The organism is Abyssisolibacter sp. ZYX002, from assembly GCF_056892235.1.
In genome coordinates, this window is sequence record NZ_JARMXH010000001.1 from 1,088,538 (window position 1) to 1,113,013 (window position 24,476).

Annotated in this window: 20 protein-coding genes and 1 riboswitch; of the genes, 1 reads left to right on the top strand and 19 read right to left on the bottom strand. The window is 30.3% G+C overall.

Annotated elements, in window-relative coordinates; genetic code table 11:
- Positions 1–131: 131 nt before the first annotated feature.
- The 14 genes from P3X86_RS04945 to tsaA all read right to left on the bottom strand — a co-directional run bounded on the left by P3X86_RS04945 (position 132) and on the right by tsaA (position 15,936).
- Positions 132–1,934, bottom strand: a complete 1,803-nt coding sequence (locus P3X86_RS04945) for an ATP-binding cassette domain-containing protein (RefSeq protein ID WP_483291516.1) — start codon at positions 1,932–1,934, stop codon at positions 132–134.
- The gene (locus tag P3X86_RS04950; RefSeq protein ID WP_483291517.1) at positions 1,931–3,706 is read right to left on the bottom strand and encodes an ABC transporter ATP-binding protein; all 1,776 of its coding nucleotides are present in this window, start codon (positions 3,704–3,706) and stop codon (positions 1,931–1,933) included. The genes P3X86_RS04945 and P3X86_RS04950 overlap by 4 nt, the downstream gene beginning before the upstream one ends.
- Positions 3,707–3,840: 134 nt before the next feature.
- A complete protein-coding gene (locus P3X86_RS04955; protein ID WP_483291518.1) occupies positions 3,841–4,776 on the bottom strand; it encodes a GNAT family N-acetyltransferase in 936 nt (311 codons plus the stop codon).
- 277 nt (positions 4,777–5,053) lie between these two features.
- Positions 5,054–5,923, bottom strand: a complete 870-nt coding sequence (locus tag P3X86_RS04960) for an AraC family transcriptional regulator (RefSeq protein ID WP_483291519.1) — start codon at positions 5,921–5,923, stop codon at positions 5,054–5,056.
- 69 nt (positions 5,924–5,992) lie between these two features.
- Complete coding sequence (locus P3X86_RS04965) at positions 5,993–7,102, bottom strand: C45 family autoproteolytic acyltransferase/hydrolase (RefSeq protein WP_483291520.1); 1,110 nt, start codon at positions 7,100–7,102, stop codon at positions 5,993–5,995.
- A 229-nt stretch (positions 7,103–7,331) separates the two neighbouring features.
- Positions 7,332–7,799 carry a hypothetical protein gene (locus P3X86_RS04970; RefSeq protein ID WP_483291521.1) on the bottom strand — a complete coding sequence of 156 codons (468 nt, stop codon included), beginning with the start codon at positions 7,797–7,799 and terminating at the stop codon, positions 7,332–7,334.
- Between the two features lie 86 nt (positions 7,800–7,885).
- Positions 7,886–9,985, bottom strand: a complete 2,100-nt coding sequence (locus P3X86_RS04975) for a binary toxin-like calcium binding domain-containing protein (RefSeq protein ID WP_483291522.1) — start codon at positions 9,983–9,985, stop codon at positions 7,886–7,888.
- 33 nt (positions 9,986–10,018) lie between these two features.
- Positions 10,019–10,912 carry a deaminase domain-containing protein gene (locus tag P3X86_RS04980; RefSeq protein WP_483291523.1) on the bottom strand — a complete coding sequence of 298 codons (894 nt, stop codon included), beginning with the start codon at positions 10,910–10,912 and terminating at the stop codon, positions 10,019–10,021.
- Between the two features lie 278 nt (positions 10,913–11,190).
- Complete coding sequence (gene cobT / locus P3X86_RS04985; protein WP_483291524.1) at positions 11,191–12,237, bottom strand: nicotinate-nucleotide--dimethylbenzimidazole phosphoribosyltransferase; 1,047 nt, start codon at positions 12,235–12,237, stop codon at positions 11,191–11,193.
- Between the two features lie 83 nt (positions 12,238–12,320).
- Positions 12,321–12,497, bottom strand: a riboswitch (cobalamin riboswitch).
- Between the two features lie 11 nt (positions 12,498–12,508).
- A complete protein-coding gene (locus P3X86_RS04990) occupies positions 12,509–13,738 on the bottom strand; it encodes a serine hydroxymethyltransferase (RefSeq protein ID WP_483291525.1) in 1,230 nt (409 codons plus the stop codon).
- A gap of 107 nt (positions 13,739–13,845) precedes the next feature.
- Entirely contained in the window at positions 13,846–14,166 is a 321-nt protein-coding gene (locus P3X86_RS04995; RefSeq protein ID WP_483291526.1) for a thioredoxin family protein, read from the bottom strand.
- A gap of 14 nt (positions 14,167–14,180) precedes the next feature.
- Positions 14,181–14,603: a SoxR reducing system RseC family protein gene (locus P3X86_RS05000; RefSeq protein ID WP_483291527.1), complete on the bottom strand. Its 423-nt coding sequence runs from the start codon at positions 14,601–14,603 to the stop codon at positions 14,181–14,183.
- Positions 14,604–14,614: 11 nt separating this feature from the next.
- On the bottom strand, positions 14,615–15,322 hold the full coding sequence (locus tag P3X86_RS05005; protein ID WP_483291528.1) for a tRNA threonylcarbamoyladenosine dehydratase: 708 nt from the start codon (positions 15,320–15,322) through the stop codon (positions 14,615–14,617).
- Positions 15,323–15,522: 200 nt separating this feature from the next.
- Complete coding sequence (gene tsaA, locus P3X86_RS05010) at positions 15,523–15,936, bottom strand: tRNA (N6-threonylcarbamoyladenosine(37)-N6)-methyltransferase TrmO (protein WP_483291529.1); 414 nt, start codon at positions 15,934–15,936, stop codon at positions 15,523–15,525.
- 255 nt (positions 15,937–16,191) lie between these two features.
- Between tsaA and P3X86_RS05015 the strand changes: the two genes are divergently transcribed.
- Positions 16,192–16,917, top strand: coding sequence for a Crp/Fnr family transcriptional regulator (locus tag P3X86_RS05015; protein ID WP_483291530.1), 726 nt, complete (start codon positions 16,192–16,194; stop codon positions 16,915–16,917).
- Positions 16,918–16,966: 49 nt separating this feature from the next.
- Here the strand turns inward: P3X86_RS05015 and nadA are convergent, their stop codons facing one another.
- The 5 genes from nadA to P3X86_RS05040 all read right to left on the bottom strand — a co-directional run bounded on the left by nadA (position 16,967) and on the right by P3X86_RS05040 (position 24,372).
- Positions 16,967–18,058 carry a quinolinate synthase NadA gene (gene nadA / locus P3X86_RS05020; RefSeq protein WP_483291531.1) on the bottom strand — a complete coding sequence of 364 codons (1,092 nt, stop codon included), beginning with the start codon at positions 18,056–18,058 and terminating at the stop codon, positions 16,967–16,969.
- A 255-nt stretch (positions 18,059–18,313) separates the two neighbouring features.
- Positions 18,314–18,709, bottom strand: a complete 396-nt coding sequence (locus P3X86_RS05025) for a hypothetical protein (RefSeq protein WP_483291532.1) — start codon at positions 18,707–18,709, stop codon at positions 18,314–18,316.
- A gap of 350 nt (positions 18,710–19,059) precedes the next feature.
- Entirely contained in the window at positions 19,060–22,524 is a 3,465-nt protein-coding gene (locus P3X86_RS05030; protein WP_483291533.1) for a DUF5704 domain-containing protein, read from the bottom strand.
- Positions 22,518–23,624 (bottom strand): S-layer homology domain-containing protein, encoded by a 1,107-nt coding sequence (locus tag P3X86_RS05035; protein WP_483291534.1) that lies wholly within the window; start codon positions 23,622–23,624, stop codon positions 22,518–22,520. Before P3X86_RS05035 ends, P3X86_RS05030 begins: the two co-directional genes overlap by 7 nt.
- A 232-nt stretch (positions 23,625–23,856) precedes the next feature.
- Complete coding sequence (locus tag P3X86_RS05040) at positions 23,857–24,372, bottom strand: hypothetical protein (RefSeq protein WP_483291535.1); 516 nt, start codon at positions 24,370–24,372, stop codon at positions 23,857–23,859.
- Positions 24,373–24,476: the final 104 nt, after the last annotated feature.

The following is a 24,476-nucleotide window of genomic DNA, read 5'->3' on the forward strand; positions in this document are numbered from 1 at the left end:
CCATTTCTTCATTTTTAACATTTTATCACTTAACATACTATTCATCCTTCACAATATAATCATAGCTTTTAAAAAATCTAATTTTGTCAAGAATTTTAGTTTTCCTATAAGCCTAAATTATTATACAATATCTATTTTTCATAATCATCAAAATCAAACCATTTCATCTGAGATGTATACATCTTTTTATAGTTTGAATCAAATGCCATCAATTCTTGGTGTGAGCCTTCTTCTACTATACATCCATCATCTAATACTACTATTTTATCAACATCTGGGGTTATACCCAATCTATGTGTTATTATGATAGCTGTTTTATTTTGCATAATTTTCTTTATACTTTGATATATACTTGCCTCCATCTCAGGATCTATTGCTGAAGTTGGTTCATCTAATACTATTATGCTATTATTTTTATAGTCTGCTCTAGCTAATGCTAAACGTTGCCACTCACCTCCTGATAGGTCTATTCCTGAAAACTCTGTAGATAATATAGTTTCTAAACCTTCTTCGTAGTTATCTAAATTTATTTCAAAAGTATTTATAGTATCCATTACTCTATTTTTATCAATACCGTTAATCATATCTGCAATAGCTATATTCTCTTGAAGTGAAAATTTATATCTATTAAAATTTTGCATCACTCCTGATGTATTATGACATATATCTTCTAGACTTTCATTTTCAATGACTACATCATCATATTTTATCTCTCCCTTTTTAGATGGATATAATCCAATGATTAATTTTGAAAGAGTTGATTTTCCAGCTCCGTTCGTTCCTACTATTGCTACAGTTTCACCATTTTTTATATTTAGATTAATATTATTTAATACTGTTTGCTCTTGATTTGGATAAGTAAAGCTTACATCCTTTAAACTAATCCCAAATTTCATATTTATTTGAGCTTTACTTTTAGTTTTCTTTTCTTGTAACGTCATATATTTAACATAGTTATTAACATAGCCTATGTTATTTGAGATTGTTTCTATATGATAAAATATTAATTCTTCTAATGTACTAAACATAAATGCTATAGTAGAAAGCACTGCTGCAAAACTTCCACTACTAATTTTACCTGTAATCAACAAATACGTAAGCAGTAATATAACGCTTATATATGCAATAAGTGATATTAGCCTTAACAAGCCTTCTTTTATAGCTATTTTTTTCTCTGAATCCCATTTTAGCTCTAATACTTCGTCTAAACAAACTTTATATTTTCTATGTAAATAAGGGAACAATCCTAACAAACGTGTTTCTTTGTAAAAATCCTTATTTACTATGCTATCTTCTAAGCTTTTTAGTTCTCTAAGCTTAGGCCCAGATTTGTTAGCTAGCTGGCTAAAGATTTTTAATCTTAACCTTTGATTTATAATTGTTGGTATAAATATAGCAGGCAATATTAATGCTATTGCTGGATATATGCTATAAAAAAACAGAGTTAAGTATAGTAAGCCAGGAACATAAAAAGTAAAGATAAGTACTATCACAAACAACAAAACTGTCGAAGCCTCTGCTCCTTCTCTTGCTTTTTCTAAATCGTCCAATATCTTTATATCTTCAAACGCATACGGACTGAGCTTTTTGGACTTATGATGTAGATTTAAAAGTGCTGTCTCGTTTATTCTTCCTTCTACAAGATTATGAAAACCGTTATTAAGTCCATTAATAAACATAGCTATAGCAATCACAGCTATAAGGTATATTAGAGCCTCTTTTGTATCACTCATCATATAACCTTTACTTATACTTAGACTTACAGATTCGAAAAATATTTTTAGCCTTTTTGCAATTATTCCATATGATAACCCTTGGATTAAACTCATGACCATACTAGTTATCAATATATGTGGATTTGCTTTTAGATTGGTTTTAAGTATATAAAAAATCGTTTTGGATATTGGTAAACTTTTGTCATATTTTAATCTCATCTTTTATACCAACTCCTTTGCTTAGAATATAATTCATAATATAATCCTTTATTTTTCATTAGGTCAGTATGTGATCCAGTCTCAACTATTTCTCCATCATCTAAAACTATTATAGTATCTGCTAGCATTGTAGAACCCAGCCTGTGACTTATAAATATACTTGTAACATTTTTACTAAGCATACTAAAGTTTTCATACAGCTGCGACTCTGAAATAGGGTCTAAAGCTGCAGTAGGCTCGTCCAATATTCTTATCTTCGATGGATTGTAAAGAACTCTAGCCATACTTAGTTTTTGCCACTGTCCTCCTGATAATTCTGTTGAATTTTCTTTTATTTTACCTAGCAAAGTACTCTCTTTATCATCAAGTTTGTTTACATACTCATACATATCAACAGCTTCTAAGCATTGATTTAATTTATCTTTATCTTCTTTGTTTATATCTCCAAAAACAACATTACTTTTTATATCTATAGGGTATCTTGCAAAGTCTTGAAATGCTATAGAGTACATGTTTCTAATAGTATTTATATCCAAACTTTTAAGTTCCACATTATCGATAAGTATTTCACCTTCATAATTACTATACATACCTGTTAATAATTTGACTAGAGTAGTTTTGCCACAACCATTTTTACCTACGATTGCATAGTGCTTTCCTTTTTTGAACTCAAAATTAATATTTTTAAGTATTTTTCTGTCTGATGTAGGATAACTAAAAGAAACATCAGTAAGTACTATCTTCTTTACATCTATTTCTTTGTATACTCGCTCTGTAATGGAGTCTTTTTTTTCTGTAAGTGACATAAACTCATCAAAGTCCCCAAAGTATTCTTTGTCTTCTGCTAATGTTGATACGTTGTTCATTATACCCCATCTGAATTGGTCTGATAAATCACGTAGAAGATTTGTAAGTGCTATTACTACTCCTAATGAAACAACCCCTTCCACTGCTTTTAATACAAAATAATAAATTGTAACTCCTGATAAAAGAATCATAAGTATTGCACTTATATCCATCCTAAAAAATAACTTTGCAATTAACCGATATGTCTTTTTTATCTTACTTCTGCTTAATTTTTTCCACTTATCATTTATTGTATCTGAATAGTTAAACAAGCTTCTTTCTTCACAATATCTTTTGCTAGTAAGTACAATAGATAAATAGTCCATAAATCTACTATCCTTGGTTAGATTTTTTGTGTTTTTATATGTAGCTCTACCATTGTAACTAGATAATATAAGTATTGGGATAGAAACCAAAATTATTATTATACTTTTTGCACCTAAATATTTAGCTACTAGACAAATAGATGTCGCTAATTTTATTAATATTATTATTATATTTAAGAAAGCATTTAGACCATTTAAAACTCTTTGTCCTGCTTTATCAGATAGTCTGTTTGCTTTGTTATACATTTTATCATTCTCTATATGAGTATAGTTTAATTTTGCCTTTTTTATTAAAAATATATTTTTTAAATATTTATCAATTTCTAGCTCTAACTTATATGTAGATAACTTGAAAATCTGTTCTGATAAGTGTTTGAATCCTACAATTAATATCAATAATATCAATGGTAATGTTATATTGTTAAGTGATTTTCCTTTGACAGTTTCTATACTTAAATTAATAAAATTACTCATTACATAAAATTCCAACAATGGCAACACGCTATACAATATGTACTCAAATATTTTGATTAAAAATAACTTAGAGTTTGCTTTGTATGGAATTTTGAACAAATCAAATATGTTATATTTCTTTTCCAATATAACCTCTCCTTTATCTTCTATGCTATATTAGCTCATTATAACAGAAAAATAAATTAATGCCAAATTATTGGTTTTTGCAATAAAAAAACTATCTTGTAATGTGACATTACAAGATAGTCTCTTTTTTATTATTATAATAACTTTCTCATGCTACTCACAAACCACTCATACTCTTCTTGTGATTCATATGGAGATAGCTGGGACACTCTATAATCTATTGGTGCACTAGGGTAATCATCGTCTAGATATCTTGGAAATAGGTGTACATGTAGATGAGGCATTGAGTTTGAGTGTATTTCATAATTTATCTTTACTGCTCCTGTAATCTGGTGTAATACCTTTGCTGTATTTTGTACATCTGTCATAAAATTGACCATATCCTGTTGATCCATATCATAAAAATGCTCTGAATGTACTTTGCTGAGCACATGACATTTACCAAAAAGTCCTCCTTGAGCTCCATTGTAACATTCTACCCATGAATAACTAAGTTCTTTTATAAGCGTAGGTTTAATTTGTGGAGTTTGTTTTAAACATACTGGACAATTCTCTTTATCTGCCCATTTTATAAACCTGTCTATATTAAAGTGGAAACTCTTCCCTTTTTTATTGTTTGATTTTGGTATAATCATTTGACATCTTTCATTTTTGTGTTCATCAAGAAATCTCTGTCCTTCAACAAATCCAAATTTACTGTATATCTTCCATGCTGATATACCTTTTTTACTATCTTTTAAAAATGTATCTACTTTTATATCTTTACCTCTATTAAGTTGGTTTAATGCACATTTTAGCAACTTGGTTCCTATACCTTTTTTACGATATTTTTCAAATACTCCAAACCAAGCAATGCAATTATCTGTCTTTGAAAAGCTGATGATACCTAAGCATCTTTCTGATATTCTATCTATTGCTACTATAGCCTCATGCTTTTTTATTTTATTGTTAATGTGCTTATGAAATTGAGGATCTATCGACATATTGGGTACATCAAAAATATCTTCTAGTTCTTTTGCAAGTCTAATCCAGTTTTCTTTATCTTCTTCTTTTAATAATCTAATCAGCATATTGATTCTCCTTGTATATTTATTTTAGAAGCTTCTGATTATGATTTTAGCATATATAAAAATAAATACTAGACTTATATTTTAGCCTATGATATGATGTATATTGAGTCGTGCCTAAAAGGATATCTCAAAATTTTGAGACATCCTTTTTTAAGTATTATAATAACTTTCTCATACTGCTTACAAACCACTAACACAAGTCCTTAATACCCTTACCCATTTAATATTGATTTATGGCTCATTGGATTAAGTATATCTCCATGACATGTTGATATTATTATTTTATAGGAATGTATATTTCGATTTCTGTTAGAGGATTATCTGCTCCTTTAAACCTCTCATCATATAATTCAAAATCATCTCTCATATCAATCTCAACCTTCCCCAGAGGTATCCATGTACCCCATATATATTCATAAGTTTCCTTTAACTTATCTATACTCCCCTTATGTGTAAATACTACATATTTCCCCTGAGGAATAACTTTAGTTATCATACCAGCTGGTATATGGTCAAAGGAAGTAACTTCTATACCAACAACTTCACTATATGCTACATTTTCACCAAATTGATTATCGGGTCTGTCATTCTCACAAATCCCATAATATTTTAGTGGTTTTGCTCTATTTATTATTTTTGAACTGCTGGTAATAAAATCACTCCATAGATTAGGTAGTATATTATTATAAAGAGTAATATTTCTCTTTATACCAATGACTTTAACTTCAGGTATAACTTTAATCACAGGTCTTATAGTAATATTATTTAAAATGTGATTCAATCTCTTATTATCTATATATTTTTTATTTCCTTTTAATACATCGATTCTATTCTTTCTATATTCCATAGGACTGACTTCATATATTTTTTTAAATGCTCTCGTATATGCTTCCGGCGATTTGAATTGAAAATCTAATGCTATATCAACAACCTTCTTATCTGAAAATAGTAAATCCTGTGCAGACTTTGTAATTCTCCTTTTACGTATATAGTTCCCAATGCTTTCTCCTAATAGTCCTTCAAATAAGCGTGTGAAGTGATAGTAAGAATAACCAATAGATTTAGCCACATCCTCTGTTTTGAAATCTTCTTTTAAGTTTTCTTCGATATACATAATTGCTTTTTCTAACGATCTAGTATAATCCATAACCTATCACAAATCCTTTCTTAATCCATACACTTCATACCATTGACACTAAATTAATTGTTCTCTTTTTTATACTAATTCATAAAAATCTTTTGGTGCTTTATCATTAGTAACTTTTACATCAAACTCTATATATTTTTTTGGATTATTGATTTCAAAAGTATGCCAGTCATTTAAAGCTGTTGAACCAAAACATACTTCTACAGTACCATCATTTAAATCAAACACCATTCCTCTTAGTGTTCCAAAAAATTCTTTATAATGATGGCAACATAATCCTTCTGGATACATTGTAGATAATAATAATTTGAGATTATTCAGTGAAACTAATTCCTTATTATTAAGATACTCATTAATTACATTATATCGAACCACTGAATTTTTCATAGACTTAGGCTCATATCTTTTTAATTTCTCCAAATGAACATGATTTGTTGAGCATAAATATTGTTCCTTTGAATCAGCTGATATACGTTTAACTTCTTTTTTTCCATCTAAGCTTTCAATCAAAGCTGCATTTCCCATTTTATCAGCAACCATAAGATTTATATTATATGCTATTGGCACACTTTGCATATAACTTATAGCTTCATCAACATCTTTACAATTTTCTAATATAGATCTTATAACTGCCCAAAATTGTAATCCAATAATTGCAGGTTTTCTTGCCCCTTTGAAATTACCTACTGGTAGGCCCATTGATGTCTGACTAACTCCAAGACCACATTCATTCATCCCATCACCTCTACCAAATTGGACCATAGATGTACCTATATGAGCATATTTGCCTTTAATCTTTGTCGTACACAATATAAGTTCCTCGACTTCATCATTAAAATCATAATTTCTAGCCAATAATACATGATTGTTCTTTGTTTTTTCAGGTAATAATGCCATTTGACTACAACCTGGTCTTAGAAATGACATTATATAATATATGGTTTGAAATTTATTAAATCCTAATGCATCTGTAAAGCCTTCTATTTCTTCATTAATTCCTGGACAATACTTATCAAACATATTTATTATTTGTTCTTGCTCCTCTCTTGAAAAAGGAGATTTTGGTATACTGTTATTCTCCTTAAACTGTGGTACATTTTTCATTTTTTCTCCTAATGCTTTACCCACCTCATAATTTGTACCTTCTAATTCATAATAATAAGCCTTTAAATTTTTCATAAATAGATTCTCCTAACTTTATTTTTGTAATATAAAGTTATCATTTTTAAAAGACTTATTCCTGATATTTTCTGCTATTTATTTAACCCTTGAACACTTTCAAGTAATTCACTCATTCTTTAGCCATACTGTGGTCCTTATTAAAAAGAAAAAATCAACTAAAGCATCTCTGTTCTAGTTGATTTTCTTAAGTTTTTGGTACTATGCATGTAAGTCGAAACCATCACCACTAGGGTTTAACAATCTCAATTTCATTACCATCTCCTATATAATTATGAAGTAATGGTAATGTGGTATAGGTATTAGAACTTATTGATAATAATCTATCATCATCAATAACTTCCGTATTTTTACTCAGTGGAAAAGTACCTTGCGATTCATCAAAACATGCCCATAATTTCTGTAAAAGCATCTCATAGCATCTATTACTTCTTATGCCAATGCTTATCAAGCCTAATTGATCTGTTTCACATAAATATGTTGAGATTAGCATGAATTCTTCCTTCGTATCTGTATAGAATATGAACACTTTTCCCCTACCATAGTTACCTATTTGATATTCATAATCTCTATTGAAGAAAATTTCTCTATCAATAAAGTCATCGTCTATGTCTATGTTCATATATGAAGCTAAATCTATGAAAGAATCTCTTCTTAATGTATCTCGTTCATAGAAAAGAAGTATTTCTCTATACATATTTGTCACCTACCATCTATCTATGATTTTTGATTAATACGATTAAATAGTTTAAATTACGATATAAAATCACTTAAATGTCTGTTTTACTGTGAATTATTAGAATACTCAAACTCTATAATATTAGATGGAGTACCTACTCTATTTAATTCTATATAAGGTTTAGTCCCTTTTGCAGGTATAACAGCCGGATTAGCTACAACAGATATACTGGTTGTATCAGGATCAGTGAAAAAATTAGTAATATAAATATATTTATCAGAAATGGTATTTTTAACATTGATCGTTTTACCCGTTTTATATATACCATTTTTATTAGCAAACCTTATTGTCACGTTCCCAGAATATCGTTGTATTATATCAGAAAAATAATATTCTGTATTAGGTTTTACAGTAGTCCATGAACCATAATTCGATTTTCCTATTAGTGTATCATACTTAGATGGATCTCCAATAGGAGTAATATATTTTGTAATTGTTTTTGCAGTATTCCCTATTTTATATGAAACTTGTACTCTTGTCTTAGTATCAGTATAACCTGTAGTACCATAAGCTAAATAGGCTTTCTTTGGATTACCATAGTATCCCATACCTTTTTCATCTGTTACTGGGAATAACTCTACATTATTATCAAGGTAAGGTACAATTGTTAATAGATTACCTTCTACTTTTGGCTGATTAATTGCACTATTGTATAATTCCACTTTATCAACTGGCTTTGTATATCTTGGTCGAACTACTCTTACTTGTAATCCCTTTCCTTTTTCATAAACAACTCTCTCGAAAGAAGGTAATAGTTCTTCGTTCGGATTAGCTGGGTTATTAGATGCTATAACTTCAAAACGAATCTTCATACCTGCTCTTAAATCCACATCCCACATGGATTTGCTTGCAGAAGTCTGTCTTTTAAATATATCAATTGTCGGTTGATCCATCATTATCAATATATTGTTATTATCATTTAGTTTCTTGTTGTTATAAAATATATTATTATTAGCATCTGTTGTAGTTTTGAAGGCTATTTTCAACGCTTCTCTTAATGTTATTTCAGGTTTTGAATTTTCTACTGCATTTCCTTCCTTTTTAGCCGCTATATTACGTTTTACAACACCTAATTCTTGTGAATCAATTACAATCTCTGCTGTATTATCCTTGATTAGATCAATATATTCTGACCAAGCTTCTGTTGTACTTATAGGCGTTCCTTCTTCATCAAAAGTTTCTATATTACCTGTAAATTGAGGTGTTTGAATCTGGAATTCTCCATTATTTTGTAGCTTATTTAATTGGTTAATATTAATGGAAATAGGTACAGAATTAAAATTATCCTTTTGCCCCATTGCTAATGGTGCTAGTCCTGTAGATGGATAATAAGCATTAGGATCCATCTGCACTGCTACTAAACCATCTTTTGCCTGTAATGTATAAAGAGCTGTATTATCAAGAACCATTGTACTCGTTGGCTTTACATTGTGTATAGGTGCTGTCCCTACATTCTGATAGCGTATATTAAAGGTTACATACGCTGCTTCTGCTGTATTGAGACCTAGGGATTTAGACCAATTTTTAGAGGTACTACTGCTATGTGCTTTACTATAGGAAACTGTTTTAGAATTATTTCCACCTACACCAGCACTCACGCTAACACTACCATTAACACCCTGTTCTGCACTATATCCAACAGACAACGTTGTGTCAACATGCCAATTAAGTGAATCTGTTTTGGAGTTACTGTTCTCATTCGTAACACTTATATCATTGGCACCACCATTACCTACGGTGAAACTATTATTCTTAGAAATAACAAATTTCTCTAAGTTAACTGTTATATCTGGATAAGCAGCAACAAGAGGATGTTGTGCTTCTGATGTTACAGATGGATCCATTCCACGCCCTGTTATTTCTTGTAAATCACTATAAGGGTCATCATCAGTACTACGTTTTAAATAGGACGTCTTATACTTAGTAAATTTTGGTTCACTATGCTTAGAATCATCCCAAATCTCGAACTTATAAGGCTTACCATCTTCACCAGGGGTCTTTAACCATTTTATCGTATATTCATTCTTTTCAAACTTATCTAATATACCATCATGATCTGTATCTGGTTCAACCGTTGCTTTTACATTCATAGTATTAAACACTAGTAGTATCAAAACCGTTATAGTTATTATTTTTTTTATCATATTTATTCCTCCTCTGGCTAAAAATTGATTTAATTACCCATAATAAACGTTAATTTTTATATTTGGATATCTATCTAAAAACTGTGATATCACCCCGCTACAACTAGGACAAGGCTTAAGCACTGTATATAAATCTAAGGTACCTTCTACTTTATAACTATCACCTAATATATTTGCTACAAATTCTAAAATTTTAGCCTCTGTATCAACAGCACGATCGTAAGGATCTAAAAGTGTTTTAAATACACGTTGTTCCTCTGGCCTAAGAAGCGCAATATTATTTTTATCAATAAATACTTTTACATTTTCAGGTGTAGATAGTGGTTTGCCCGGATTATTTGTTAGATATTCTTTATTATTTAAGCGACTCCATGCTCTAACGTTTCCATTAAAAGCTCCTACATGTACTTCAGCACTTGCATAATTACCTTGTGTATAACTTTTTTTAGCTACATAATCTTTCATCATTGCTTTAAAATCGCCTACATCTTTACTTAATTGATCCTTTTGTTGGAGATTATCTCCATGTAACTGCTCAATTCTCAACTCTATGATAGCTCTTTCAAATGAGGCAGGATCTCTATTATCACCTAATTTTTCTCTCAAATCCGCGACAGAAATCCTTTGACCATTTTTAAGTGTTATGTTCTCTTGGTCAAGTAACTTTGCAACTTCTTGCTCAGTCGCAACACTTACATCATCTACCTTTTTTATTTCACCTTTATCGTAATCATTTTTGTCTTCATCTGGATGATCTGGACCATTTACACTTGGTCTGGTAAGATCAGATATAACAATACCAGAACTTGTACTACTTAGTGTGTTTTCTAGCGTTGAATCAATACCTTTTGTATCAGTTGCTTGAAGTTTTACTGGGTTAATAAGTAATAATACCAATAATAAAATAGATATAAACTTTTTAGACATTATACATTCCTCCTTTTAATTTGGTTTTAAATCACTTAAATCTTGTAACTAATTACATTTTTTGCTACATTTAAATATATTTTAATATTTTATTGTAAAATTGTCAATATTTTTTATTTTATATCTTCATTAATTTGATATCATTATTTTCCAATTTGTATACTTCTAATTCTTGGCTTGATTCACAATCAAAAAACTCATATAAAACGCAAAATAAAAAAATCAACTAAAACTTCTAGTTGATTTTTTATTAGTTAAATTGTTAATATGTGTACTCATTAGGGCTGGATACCAGCTTCAGCAAATGTGATCATTTCTTTATTCATATAGGTTGCTGACTCTATTATATTAAACGCTAAAGCTGCACCACTACCTTCTCCTAGTCTCATGTCCATATCTAGCATTGGATTTAATCCAAGATACTGAGTAGCATACTTTGCTCCTTTTTCGTGTGATTTATGTGATGGTAGTAAATACTCTTTAACTTTAGGCTCCAATGTACATGCTAATATTGCTGATATTGTGGATATGTAACCATCTATCACTACCGGTGTTTTATATGCTGCACCAGCTATCATCACTCCTGCCATTGCTCCTATTTCAAATCCTCCTACTTTAGCTAATACATCTATTGCATCACTTGGGTTTGGTTTGTTTACTTTTATAGCTGTCTTAATAACATCTATTTTGTTTTGTAATCTCTCTACAGGCAAATTTGCTCCTATTCCTGTTATTTCCTCTGGTGTATATCCTGCTATAGCACTTAGTATCGCTGTTGTTGGTGTTGTGTTTCCTATGCCCATCTCTCCAGTTGCTAGTATGTTTTTACCTTTTTTAATCTGTTCTATCGCTACTTCTATTCCTATCTCTATTGACCTTATTGCTTCTTCTCTGCTCATTGCAGGGCCTTTTTTTATGTTGTTTGTTCCCCTTCTTATGACTTTATTTATCACATCTTTGTTGTCTATCTCATGCTTAACTCCTACATTTACTGATATGATATCTGCACCCACTAGTTTACCTACTGCACATACTCCTGTCAGTCCTTTAGTAAAGTTTATGGTTTGCATAGCTGTAACTATTTGATCACTTTTTGCGATTCCTTCTTCACACACACCGTGATCTCCTGCTAATACTATGATAGCTTTTTTATCTACTTTGGGATGAAGTTCTCCTGTTATCCCTGACAATTTTACTGCTATGTCTTCAAGCTTTCCCATGCTACCTATTGGTTTGATTAGATTGTCGATTCTTTCTCTTGTTATGCTCATTGCCTCTTCATCTAGTGATGTGATTTTTTTCAATGTTTCATTTAGTAGTTTCATTTTTATCCTCCTTTTGTAAAATAAAAAAGTTCACGGCTTATTTGAAGTACATCAAATAAACCATGAACTTTACCATTACTCATGAATATATAGCCTTATAGGCAGGTCTCCTGACTTGGTTTCATTGCTCTATAAATCTTCCCAGACTGAATCCAGTGATATCTTTTATATCGCTCCACCTTACAGTGGTGGGACCGTTAGAGATTTTCACTCTATTCCCTATTCTCCTTTTTCAAGGCACCTATAGACTTTGTTGGTTATAATTATTATATTAATAAATCGGATATTTGTCACATAAATTTAATACTTGTTTTTCTATTTCTTTTAAATCTCTCTTTTCTGTCAACGTATCATCTATTATCTGAGCTATTTCTACCATATCCTCTTCTTTAAGCCCTCTAGTCGTAACTGCTGGTGTACCTATTCTAAGGCCACTTGTTACAAATGGACTTTGTGGATCAAATGGTATGGTGTTCTTATTTGTTGTAACTCTTACAGCTTCTAGCTTTTTCTCTGCTTCTTTACCTGTAAGATTTTTATTTCTTAAGTCAAGTAATATTAGATGATTGTCTGTTCCATTTGATACTAATTTAAATCCTCTTTTTACTAGCTCTTCCCCTAAAACTTTGGCATTCTTTACTACTTGCTTTTGATAATCTACAAAATCTGGCTGTAATGCTTCTTTGAAGCTTACTGCTTTAGCTGCTATAACATGCATTAGTGGTCCACCTTGGATTCCTGGGAATATAGCTTTATCTATCATCTTTGCATACTCAGCTTTACATAGTATTGCTCCACCTCTTGGTCCTCTTAGTGTTTTATGAGTTGTAGTTGTCACAAAATCAGCATATGGTATTGGGCTAGGATGTAATCCTGCTGCGACTAAACCAGCTATATGTGCCATATCTACCATTAAGTACGCTCCAACTTCATCTGCTATCTCTCTGAATTTTGCAAAATCTATTATTCTAGGATATGCACTTGTACCAGCCACTATTAATTTTGGTTTTTCTTTTAATGCCAGTTGTCTAACTTCTTCGTAGTCTAATACTTCTGTATCTTTATCTACTCCGTAAGCTACAAAATCAAAGTATGCTCCTGACATATTTACAGGGCTACCATGTGTTAAATGTCCTCCATGGCTAAGATTCATACCTAAAACTTTATCTCCAGGTTTTAGAACTGAAAAATAAACTCCAAAATTAGCGTTTGATCCTGAATGAGGCTGAACATTAGCATGGTCTGCACCAAAAAGCTTTTTTAATCTCTCTATTGCAAGTATTTCAACCTCATCAACAAATTCACATCCACCATAATATCTCTTTTTTGGATATCCCTCTGCATATTTGTTTGTTAAATGGCTTCCCATCACTTCCATAACCGTTTCTGTTACGAGGTTCTCAGAAGCTATTAACTCTAATCCATTTTTTTGACGATCTATCTCGTTGTTTAGAGCTTTCATAATTTCAGGGTCGTAATTAGCTACTCTTTTAAATTCCATGTAAGCAGTTCCTCCTTAAAAAGTTTAGTTTTTATAATTCCTATAGTATCTGTCCACTATAGATTATATCATTTTTTAATATGTTACAATCATAAAATTTCAGTATGTTAACAAACTTTAACAAATCCTATTATATCTTTTATTTGTTTTTCTTTAAATGAACCTGAAGTACGATATTTTTCTTTACCCTCTTTAAAAAAGATTATGGTTGGAACTGTTATTACCTCGAAATTTTTAACTATTTCTTTATGTTTATAATAATCAACTTTATATATATCAAATTGGTTATCTTTTTTAACCGCTTCTGATATGTACTCTATAGTAGTTAAACTAGGCTTAAAAATTGAAGAATAAAAGCATATTATAACTATTTTATCTGATTTAAATATGATATTGTTTATATCTTTTATATTTAAATCATCTACCAAAAATACACCTCCTATTATTTTTGATTCATAATCCTCGTCATCTTAAACTCTATCTTTCCTTTTGCATTATTATCTACTCGCTTTAATATAAAGTAAGATAGTCCTAAAAACAATAACCCTATTACTAGACTAAGCGAATCATTCGTGTATCCTACTTTTTTTAATAAAGCCATGCTTATTGCTATTGCTCCTAACATTATGATTAATGGTATTCCATATATTAAAAATGTGTATTTTAAGATTGTTTTACTCTCAGAGCTTATTTCTACATAATCACCTTTTTTCGCTTCTAGTGTATTTTCTACATTTACTCGTACTGTTGGCATCTTACATGAGGAACTACAATCTGCACAGTTTTCGCCACATGCAGACACTCTTTTTACGTCTATTATAGCCCTTTTGCCTTCTACACCAAATACATAGCCTATCTGCTTCATGTTCATTCTCCTTACTTCTTAATTATATCTTTAACCACCTCAGATGCTATTATCAGACCTGCACTTGATGGAACAAATGAAATGCTCGCTGTCACTGGCCTACTGCCATCTTTAGGTTTGTTTTCTTCTCTCAATATTGCTTCTTCTGTTGAGTAGACTACTTTTAAATCTTTTATATTTCTTTTACGTAGTTCTCTTCTCATAACTCTAGCTAATGGACAAATGCTAGTGTTATATATATCTGCTACTCTAAGCATGGTCGGATTTAGCTTGTTCCCTGTACCCATACTACTTATTATTGGTATGTTTTTTTCTTTACACTTTTCTATTAATAGTAGCTTTGAAGATACCATATCTATTGCATCTATTACGTAATCTATCTTTATATCAAAAATATCACCCATGTTATCTTTATTAAACAATATTGGATAAGTCTTGACATCTATATCACTGTTGATGTCTTTGATTCTTTCTTTCATGACATCAACTTTTAATCTATCTATAGTACTATCTAACGCTATTATTTGTCTATTTATATTTGTTCCATCCACTCTATCAAAGTCTACTAATATAAGTGTTCCAACTCCTGCTCTAGCTAGCGCTTCTACTACAAATCCTCCTACTCCCCCTATTCCAAATACTGCTATTGTCGAATCATTGATTTTCTCTAGTGCTTTTTCGCCTATGAGTAACTCTGTTCTCATAAGTCTTTCCCTCATATTTACACCTCGTATTATAATTTATATGATAGTATTTATCATTATATTTTCTGTTTATTATTATATTACATTAATTAAGAATTTACTACTACTATTGGTCGATAATTATCATTTGCATCTTCATAGAAAATACTGAAATACTAAAACAGTTTGAATCGTTCTATGTAAACAACTCAAACTGTTTTTAACTTCTACTTAAGCTAATCAATTTTGGGATTAAGATTTTCTAAGTATGGTTTTATATCAATTATTGGAGTTTTATCTAACATATCTACTCCTTCTATAATTAGTTTACTTCCTTTTATCTCAATTAGTTTAGCAATAGTAATCCCTATAGGGTTTGGTCTTCTAGGTGATCTTGTTGAAAATACTCCTTTTAGTTCTTCACTCCAAGGTGTAGGTGTTAACAAATCATAGTCTGTTGATTCATGAAAATAAAATTGAATTACTATATAAGTAAATTTATCTAAATCTTTCAGCCCTTCTTTGTATTCATCTTTTATATTTATTATAGCTCTCTTTTCTTTAGAGTATATACTTTGAGATGGTATATCTTTTAATCTTCTATAGGGAGAATCTATATAGCCTATTGGTTTAATTATAAATTCATTCATATTCACTCTCCTATTCTTTTATATTATAATCTCCATTTTATTATATGCCAAAGAGATTCTTATGAAAAGACCATCTTTAGTAAAAGTCTATTTATTGTTTTAACAGTATTGCTCGTAACTTATACTATAGTAATCATTTGGGATATTCTGAAAAATTTTGTTATTGTTTTACATTTATTGTTATTTGTACTATAATATAATTGGGTAAATAGTATCTATTATTATATATTGTTAATATGGGAAAGGATTTTTAATATGAAAGACTCTGATTTATTGTTATCTCTACAACGGTCAAATCTATTTAAAAATAAAACTAAAGATGAAATTAGACACCTTTTATCTAATATAAACTATAGAATACACTGTTATGATAAAAAGCAAATAGTTTTCTCTTATAACCAGTCAGCTGATACAATGGGAATACTAATTTCAGGTTGTGTTCATGTTGAAAAATTACTTCCTTGTGGAAAAGTTGTAATAATAACAAAAAAAGATGATTATTCTTTGATTGCTGAGCCTTCAATTTTTGCTACTATTAAATTTTATGATGCTATTGTAACGGTCTATGGTAAAAGCACCATTCTCCTTTTACATAAAAATGCTTTGTTAAAACTATTTACTCTTGATTCAGCTATTATGCATAACTTTCTAGAGTCTGTATCAAATTCAATGATTACATTAAAAAATAAAATTAGCATCTTATCTCATAGGTCTATCCAAGCAAGACTGAGCCATTACTTAATAGATTCATTTAACAAAGAAAAATCTAAAGAAATCACTCTTCCATTTTCAAAAAAAGCTTTGGCTGAATACCTTAATGTCTCTAGACCCTCACTATCTAGAGAGCTTAAAATCTTACAGGATAAAAACATTCTATCTTTTAAAAACCGCTCTTTTAAAATAATAAATATAGATGCTTTAAATAATATATTGTTAAACGATAGTAATCTGTCTAACTTAATTAACCCGAAAGATTCATAGAATATGTATCTAACAAATCCATGAACATTCCGGGTTTTAATTTTTTTATCTATATTGTACTTACATTTTCCAATCCAGCTAATATGCTATACATCTTATTTATAGCCTTTAATGCATAGATTCTATGCTCTTCAGGAACTTTTAATTCTGTTCTAAGTTCTCCTTTACCATTCTTATAATCAACAATAGATTGTAAACTATCAGCTAAGTGTGGTAAATCTGTAAGTATCATATCCTCACAGACTAAGTCTGGTCTTACTGGCAATATCGTTTTATTTGGATATTGCTTGGCTAATCTTTCGGCAAAATTGCTCACTGTTGCAAATCCCCACTCATCTTGATTTGGGTTGTTTCTAAGAATATCAGTAATTCCATTTGTAAAACTAGCAAATTCACACTTTTCTATAACATCAGGTAAACATTCTAAATGAGATATGAATTTCATGTCTTTATATTTCTTTCTTAATCTGTCAACATCCTGTGTTTTAAAATTAGAATGTACATAACATCCTACATCCCATATATATATCTTTTCTTCTCCTGTGATAGAATTTATATCTGTTTTTTCATCAATCAATGCTACGTCTTTGTCTTCTAACTGTAACTCTTTAACTACGTTAAATGCAATATTACTCATAGGTGTAAAGAAAATAGATTTTCCTTGGTTTAAATAATATAGTATTATATTATACGCATTAGCTGCGGTACATGTTGTGCCATCATTTCTTCCACTAAAACTCTTTAGTTTATAACTTGCTGTAAAATAACACACTGGTACTAGCTCTTTTTTATTTTTTTTGCTTATATCATTAAACACTCTTTCTGTTTCATTTTCATCAATAGTATAAGTTAATGGACAATCCGCTTTAAGATTGGCTTGCATAATTCTCTTGTCTGGACATAATATACAGCCTGCTTCTGTGAAAAATTTGGCCCCTGCATACAATAAATAATCTGCGTCTGTTTCCATTGTCATCTTCAAAAGAGAAGATGTATCTCCAACAATATCTGCAAATTTTAATAAGTCATCAATTTGAAAATTATGTTCTAAAATGCATACTTCATCTCCTAGCTCTGCTTTTTTTTCAAATATGAATTCTGTCAATGCTTCTCTACTCATTTTAAAAAAATCTTTGTTCATTTCTTCCTCTCCTTTTTTAACCAATTCTTCATAGAAAATCACGACTAGACTCTATTCAATTGACCACTACCACTACATATTTTTAATCTTTATATTTCCATGAATTTGTTGGATTATTATTTATTTGTTGACAATAATTGGTTAATCGTCAACAATTTCAATTATAGCATAATCTTTTTACAAAAATAGTATCTAATGTTACACTTTTTATTTTTTTATGTTTTTTAGTATTATTTTCGAGCAAAAAAAACAAGGCTAGCGTGCCTTGGCAATTTTAGTAACAACTTCTTTGTTTTTCTCCATAAACGAATTAATTCTTTTCATGTTTGCTGTAATACTGTCCAAGTTGTCTATAGAGCTTTTTTCCTTGTAATTATTATATGAAATTGAATATCGCTTTATTAATTGATAATACTCTCTTTGTAAACTGCTTAATTTATAGTTGTCGTATGTAGTAAAAAAATTAGATTTTAAGCTTATGACATGAGTAGGTGATTTAAGGTTTTCTCTACCTTCAAATACAATATCAATTCCTTTTTTGTAAAATTGACATTCTGATGTCTCGTCTAATGTCTTGCCACCACAACCTATTATAAGAAACATCAATAAACTTATAATAAATATAATTCTTTTAATTTTGATATTAACCAATCCCCCTAGCTAGATATTATAGTGTCTATTCGTCATTCATTATAGAATACTAATAAAAATTTGTGAATGTATTGAATGATTGTTTTTCAAGGTAATTAATAACTAAACTATATAATCTAGCCTCTTAGGAAAAATATGCTTCTTAAATACGCTGTTTGAAATATAATCTTCATAAAAGTCCTTTTAACCTTAGAGACTGCGTAAATAGTTATAGAAATATGCTTTCTAATCTTAAATAAGTCAAGTTTTCAAGCCTGCCCCCAATCTGTGCTGTCGACCTCCCATGTTTTTTTGCATTACCAGAGATCGACAACATATATACAATGTATTTTAAATTTACTCATATCTCCTTAATGAGTCCCATTACTACTATAATCATCACTAGCTCTTCCGCTGGCATTGTAAAACATAACGTCTCCATAGTATAAGTTAAACTTTATTGAATTTGAATCTGTCTTGTAGCTGTATCCATATTTCTCTAAATCGTATCCTTCTACTTTCCACATGTTACAGTTTGGTGCATATGTGTAACATAGTACTGGATTATTAAAGTCTTTGTTCTTTATCGTCTCTATTGTAAAATTTACTACTATATATCCTTCTTTTAGCCAAAAATATTCTTTGAAATCAAATCCATTGTTTGTCCTACCATACTCCATGAGATCAAATCCTTTCGGACATGCATATACCATATTTGGTAAACAAAAATCTCCATGCCAGTGCTGAACAGACTGCTTGACTCTATTATAGTCTACTCTATATGGTATGTTTTCTGTGTTTCCTAGAAATATTCTCGTAAATCTTGCTAGTATGTATTCGTGAAAATAACCTATTGGAGTTTCTCTATAGCTCATTGTATTCACGTCTAATCTTTCTACTCCTGCTGAATACTCTATCTCTTTTTTGGGTACGTTTCTATACGGGTTACCTAACTTCATTCGCTCTATATATTTCTTGTCTTCACTCTTTTCACTACCTATTTTTATTATCGTCTCTTTGTTTTTCTCATCGTCCCATTTCATATACCATAAGTCTATTTTTGTCTTTGTCTTACCATCCTCTGTTACGTGATAAAAATGGGGTCTAACTCTTATGCAGTCGTATTTTCCAAAGTAGCCACCTACTGTCTCTAGCTCATATCTGAATTTGTATCCTGTATTTAGTGGGCCAACGTTTTTATAATATGGATGGCTTCCTCTTAGTATTGGTACTATTCCTCTGCTGTTTTCTCTTATTAATACTCCATTTTTATCGTTGTGTCCTGATATATAGTGATTTCCTGTATGCTTTGTATCTCCAGTATTTACTCTAAAAACCTTCTCCCATGTTGGATAATCTGTGATATCTGTTATTTTAAAACCATACAATCGCCCTATTACTCTTACTGGTATTTTTCTTGTTGCTACGTAGTTTTCTAGCTCTAAGTTTGCATTTACCTCAGTTAAATTATTATTTTTGCAGTTTATTGCTATTTCCCTAACCTCTATCTCATAGTTTCCCTCTTCTACCCAAATCGGTAGATATATGTCCACATTATTATTATCTAGTGGTATATCAAACCATGTATTTGATTTAAGATAACTCTCTGCATTTCTTTTAGTCGTATTCATATATACGTCAAATGGAAATCTTACTTGTTTTGATTTAGTATACTTTTTATAGTCTCTATTTTTATAACCCTTTATATTTCTATGCTCTCCACTTGTTGGTAGTGTAAAGCTTGATGGTCTTCCTAGTATTAGTGACCTTCTGCTATCTATTGGATTTAACTCTTGATTGAAGTTTCTATCATCGTATACATCTGCATAACATACTACTGGTGTGTGAACTGTTACTGAGTTTATATCCAATATCTCATGAGTGTATTCCTGCCCATAAGTAGGATTCACTCTTGTTATCGCTCTATATTTTATGTTTCCTGTACTTTCATAAACTCCGTTCCTCTTTACAGCATCTATTGTTAGATTTTTATTGTATAATGTATCTTTAGATATTTGATTGCTATCTTCTATACTAATAGGCTTTGGAGCTTCTTTTACTACTAGTTTATCTGACATTATGACTTGACCATTAAATACGAGTTTGTCATTTTTTACTTTTAGTTCCTCTAGCTTTTCATCTGCTTCTAATTGAAAATCTCCTGATGGTGAAGGTTTATTTCCTAACCCTCCCGTTATAGTCTCTGGCTCAATCTCTATATTTAACTCTGGCTCTTCTATATGATCATCTAAATCATCACTCTGCTCTACTTCAACTATTGGCGACCTATAACCATTTGGCTGTAGATGTACTTTTCCACTTGGAAGAGCTTTGTTGTTTATTGATGATCCTATTAACTCGTAAACTTCAAGGTTATCTATGTACCAATATGAGTATTCTCTTGGTACTGTTACTGTTTCTGTAACTACCTCTACATCTTCTTTTTGAACTATTTTTTTATCTTTTCCCGTTCCTTCTTCCTCTGACCATCTCAATGTATACTCTTTTCTAGCCGTCACTTCACAATCTTTTACATCACTCTTTTGCTTAAACGTGTATTTCATGAGATATTTATTACCTAGTACGTTTACATATAAATCCTCTGTTGTTGGTATACCTTTCTCTACATCAAATAGCTCCATACCTCTATCATCTGCTTTTATAACTGCTGAAGCTTCTGGATCCATATTGTTTTTGCTCATATCTTCATCTTGATGTTTTTGATATATATACACTATGTTGACTTCATTATAGCTTTCATTATATGTGATTTGATAGTCTATTGGCTGAGTTTTATTTGTTGGTACTTGGTCGTATGCTATCATTGACCCAGTTATTTCAAATCCACTTATTAGTGTTTGTTTTATGTGTAGAGGTTTATTATTGGTCACTTCTTTACTATAGTCATATTTAGTCAACGCTCTCCCTGATTCTGTTATATGTTTGACGTTGACCTTTTTTCCTAGAGGTTTTTTGTAGAACTTTATTTCCATAGGATACCTAAACATCAGTCCTACTGCTCCTGCATATTTGAATGTATCTATACCTATTTTTATTTGTGATGATTCTTTTGGTGTTTTAACGCCGTCTTTAAATGTATTTACTATAAATCCATCTTCTAAATAACCTCTATTATTTAATATTTTATTATATGGTATTTTCCCTTCTTCACCTTTATGTGTTCCATATGCCATTCCGAGTTTTTTGTTGTCATATCTTCCATACATTGCGTATACGTTATGGCCGTATTTATCCATGACTATAGGTATCTTTTTTTCTAACCCAGATACATAATAGTCGTATTTTCTTCTTAAACAATTTAACTTAGGATAAGCATGTATTATAATCTTGTCCCCTTCTATTTCAAACGTAGGAGGTTTTTCGTTTTGAAATATCCTGTCAATATCAAGTGTGCTCTTATTTATATATACATGTATTTTTTCTCCATCATTGAGCCTTTCAATTTCGTCTCTAACCTTTTGAGGCAAATTTATTTCAAATAGTATATCTGTATCTTCTTCCATAAGTTTTTGTCCTAAGTAATCAGGTTTATCCCAGTTGTCTGCCATATCGTTATCTCTAAGCTTAATGGTTCTACCTCTCATAGTAATCTTCCAATAGTTGCCACTGTAGTGCCACATCTCTATTGATTTATTTACATTCATATTTTCTATAATCTCAAAATTCTCCAAATCATCGTTTTCGGTTAGAAAATGAACTTCTATTTTATCTTCAACATTCTGACTATCTGCTGAATATACATTTAAAGCTATAGTCATATTTGATACAACTATAGTTATGGTAATCCAAACAGCTAATATCCTTCGTTTTACCACTCGAACATTTCCTCCCATTTTATATCATTGTTAATATATACTGAGTTTTTAACTGCATATTTGTACAAAGTTTTTAATGGATATTTAAGCTTAAATAATCCGTACTCTGCACCCTTATTAGTAACTATATTAATCGCTACACTTATTTTTTCGATTTTATTTTTATTATGTTTTAGTTTAAATTTAAAACTTTCATTTGTTTTAAACAGTATTTCTTTTCTTCCACCTGTTCCATTATCACTATAGAATGATTCAAATGTATCATCTTTATAAAATATTTCTATTGCACATGACCATCTGTATCCTTCAGGCACTTCTGGCAAACACCCAGATACGTAACTATGAGAGCCTTCTTTTGTAAACTTCAATGTTTCAAAAAACTTCATTACAAATTCCTGTTGTTTGTCTATCTTCATAGCTTGATTAGTGTCTTGTGTATCACTAACTATAACATCATTCTTTCTATCAAACCTAATACCACTTACTATCTCTACTCCATCTTTTTTCTGATAGTTTATCATTCTCAGTATCATTACTGATGTTTCTGCTCTTGTTGCTGTGTTGTTTGGTTTAAATGAGCCATCTGGGTATCCTTTTATTATCTCTGTATTTTGAGCTGATACTATGTATTTTTTATCTTTTTCATTTATCTTGTCATCGTCAGTGAAATCTGTTTTATCTATATCTTTTATCTCTAGTTTCAAGGCTTTTACCACCATCTTTGACATTTCTACTCTTGTGATAGGCTCATTTGGTTTAAATCCATCTTTATAGTCCTCTGTATCTATTATCTCTGCTCTTACTAGTGCTTTTATTCTACCTTCTGCCCATGTTCCTTTTATATCCTTGAATATCACTTCTTCACTTGTGTCAATTTTAAGCTTTAAAACCTCCTGTATTAACTTTGAAAATTCGCTTCTTGTAACACTATTATTTGGCTTAAATGTGTTATCTGGGTATCCGTTTACTATTTCTTCTATCACTAGCTTTTCTACTGCTTCTCTTGCCCAATGGTCTTCTTTTATATCGCTAAAACCTACAGCTAGTATTGTTTGAGTGAATAATAACACAATTAATATGGTATATATTGCTTTTTTCATAGTTTCCTCCCTATATTTTGAATATTTTTTATATTTTTCTTATTTATGCATAATTCTTCATAAATCTTCGATTTCCTTTTAAATTTTGTATATTTTTGGATATTAGTGCTATATTACTACATATCTTCGCGCAAAAAAATAAGCCACACTCTTACAAAGCGTGACACTGATCCTAAAGTACCATATTTGTTGTTATAGAACTATCAGTAAATGTGCTCTCAAACACTACAAATCAACTATCTTCTAATCTACTCATAAAATATTTATCTTGATTATTAATTAAGGCTTTTATTTCTTCGATATTGTCTTTACTAATATGTTTTATCGGTATTAATTCACTACCACACCTAAACACTTTTTTACCATCTTCATAAACAAAAGTATACCCTTCAAGCTCTCCTTTACATCTTCCGCATCCATAACACCCTGTATATTTACCATCAAATTCTTCTATAACAGTTTGTACTCCTTTTTTAAATATATCTGAATATTTTCTACTCGCATAAAACTTCAATCTTATTCCCGGTATATTTTCGTCAATAGTATCATCGTTCAGTACCATTCTTAGTATAGTCTTTTTTACTTTACTTTTAGAATAATCTAATGTAAAATTCTTTGACTTAGTTCTTTTAGGTGTGTATCCCTTAGATATTGCGTATTGCGCTACTTCCATAAATAAATTTCTATGGCTTTCTGGTAATTTACCGATAAATTCTTCAAGTAAAAGCTTTGTCTTTTGTCTAACCATGCTACATCCTCCTTATTAATCTTTTTACAGCTTCGCCTTTCTTCATTCCTTTATGCATATCCGTTGCTTTTTACTTATAGAATATCACATCACAATGTTATCTT

What these genes read in the sequence shown, in the direction of transcription:
- P3X86_RS05015 (WP_483291530.1), top strand. Translation starts at nt 16,192, where the DNA reads ATGAAAGACTCTGATTTATTGTTATCTCTACAACGGTCAAATCTATTT.
- P3X86_RS04955 (WP_483291518.1), bottom strand. Translation starts at nt 4,776, where the DNA reads ATGCTGATTAGATTATTAAAAGAAGAAGATAAAGAAAACTGGATTAGA.
- P3X86_RS04975 (WP_483291522.1), bottom strand. Translation starts at nt 9,985, where the DNA reads ATGATAAAAAAAATAATAACTATAACGGTTTTGATACTACTAGTGTTT.
- P3X86_RS04970 (WP_483291521.1), bottom strand. Translation starts at nt 7,799, where the DNA reads ATGTATAGAGAAATACTTCTTTTCTATGAACGAGATACATTAAGAAGA.
- P3X86_RS05040 (WP_483291535.1), bottom strand. Translation starts at nt 24,372, where the DNA reads ATGGTTAGACAAAAGACAAAGCTTTTACTTGAAGAATTTATCGGTAAA.
- P3X86_RS04990 (WP_483291525.1), bottom strand. Translation starts at nt 13,738, where the DNA reads ATGGAATTTAAAAGAGTAGCTAATTACGACCCTGAAATTATGAAAGCT.
- tsaA (WP_483291529.1), bottom strand. Translation starts at nt 15,936, where the DNA reads ATGAATGAATTTATAATTAAACCAATAGGCTATATAGATTCTCCCTAT.
- P3X86_RS05000 (WP_483291527.1), bottom strand. Translation starts at nt 14,603, where the DNA reads ATGAAGCAGATAGGCTATGTATTTGGTGTAGAAGGCAAAAGGGCTATA.
- P3X86_RS05005 (WP_483291528.1), bottom strand. Translation starts at nt 15,322, where the DNA reads ATGAGGGAAAGACTTATGAGAACAGAGTTACTCATAGGCGAAAAAGCA.
- P3X86_RS04960 (WP_483291519.1), bottom strand. Translation starts at nt 5,923, where the DNA reads ATGGATTATACTAGATCGTTAGAAAAAGCAATTATGTATATCGAAGAA.
- nadA (WP_483291531.1), bottom strand. Translation starts at nt 18,058, where the DNA reads ATGAACAAAGATTTTTTTAAAATGAGTAGAGAAGCATTGACAGAATTC.
- P3X86_RS04980 (WP_483291523.1), bottom strand. Translation starts at nt 10,912, where the DNA reads ATGTCTAAAAAGTTTATATCTATTTTATTATTGGTATTATTACTTATT.
- P3X86_RS04965 (WP_483291520.1), bottom strand. Translation starts at nt 7,102, where the DNA reads ATGAAAAATTTAAAGGCTTATTATTATGAATTAGAAGGTACAAATTAT.
- P3X86_RS04945 (WP_483291516.1), bottom strand. Translation starts at nt 1,934, where the DNA reads ATGAGATTAAAATATGACAAAAGTTTACCAATATCCAAAACGATTTTT.
- cobT (WP_483291524.1), bottom strand. Translation starts at nt 12,237, where the DNA reads ATGAAACTACTAAATGAAACATTGAAAAAAATCACATCACTAGATGAA.
- P3X86_RS05035 (WP_483291534.1), bottom strand. Translation starts at nt 23,624, where the DNA reads ATGAAAAAAGCAATATATACCATATTAATTGTGTTATTATTCACTCAA.